Raw genomic sequence first — 1,216 nt, 5'->3', positions numbered from 1 at the left:
TGGTTCGGCCGGGTGATCGAGGCGGTCGTGGCCGACGCCTCGGTGGCGGTTGGCGAGGTGTCGCTGCTGGATCGCGGTGAGCGTGAGCTGGTGTTGTCGGGCTGGTCGGGTGCTGGGGTGATCGCGCCGGTGGGGCTGGCGCCCGACTTGCTGGCGGCGGCGGTGGCCGCGGACCCGGACGCGGTGGCCGTCATCGACGGTGGCCGGGAGGTGTCCTACCGCGAGCTTGATCAATGGTCGACGCGGTTGGCGCGGGTGTTGATCGAGGCGGGGGTGGGTCCCGAGCGCGCGGTGGGCGTGGCGATGGATCGGTGTGTGGAGTTGGTCGTGGCCTGGTGGGCGGTGCTCAAGGCCGGTGGAGTGTATGTGCCGGTCGATCCGACCCACCCGGTGGAGCGCGTCGCGGCGGTGCTCGACGCGGTGGGCGCGGTGTGTGTGTTGAGCTGCGGCGCCGACACGGTGGCCGGCGCGCGCCCGGTGTTGCGCATCGATGATCTGGATGTGTCCGGCTACCGCGCGGATCCGATCACCGACGCCGACCGGCTGGCTCCACTGGGGGTGGATAACGGCGCGTATGTGATCTTCACGTCCGGATCCACCGGCGTGCCCAAGGGGGTAGCGGTCAGCCACGCCGGCCTGCTGGGTTGGGCCGCGGCGCAAGGCGAAACGTTCGGGTTAAGTTCGGATGCGCGGGTTTTGATGGTGGCCGCGCCAACCTTTGATGCCTCGGTCGGTGAGTTTTTGTGGGCCGTCGAGTCTGGGGCGGCGCTGGTGGTGGCGCCGGCGGGGGTGTATGCCGGGGAGGCGTTGACCGCGTTGCTGCACGACCAGCGCGTCAGTGCGGCGCTGTTGACTCCAACCGTGCTGTCGTCGCTGGATCGGGCCCGGCTGGATGGGCTGGACACGGTGATCGCTGTGGGGGAGGCCTGCCTCGACGAGGTGGTGGCCGCCTGGGCGCCGAATAGGCGGATGTTCAACGGCTACGGCCCGAGCGAGGCCACCATCTGGGTTACCTGCGCGCAGCTGGTGGCGGGGCAGCCGGTGCGCATCGGCGCCCCGATTCCAGGTGTGTGCGCGCTGGTGCTGGATGCACAGCTGAACCCGGCCCCGGCCGGCGTAGTGGGTGAGTTGTATCTGGCCGGGCCGGCGGTGGCGCACGGTTATGTGGGCCGGGCCGCGTTGACCGCGGAACGGTTCGTGGCCAATCCTTTTGGCG

At 70.4% G+C, this 1,216-nt stretch carries 1 protein-coding gene; it reads left to right on the top strand.

Going from position 1 to position 1,216, the window contains the following annotated elements; all coding sequences use genetic code 11:
* Positions 1-1,216, top strand: a 1,216-nt coding sequence (locus BST14_RS28075) for an AMP-binding protein (RefSeq protein WP_142279675.1), incomplete at both ends; no start/stop codon positions are given.

This window comes from Mycobacterium arosiense ATCC BAA-1401 = DSM 45069 (genome assembly GCF_002086125.1).
GTDB classification, from domain to species: Bacteria; Actinomycetota; Actinomycetes; order Mycobacteriales; family Mycobacteriaceae; genus Mycobacterium; species Mycobacterium arosiense.
This window is presented reverse-complemented; position numbering and strand designations above follow the sequence as displayed.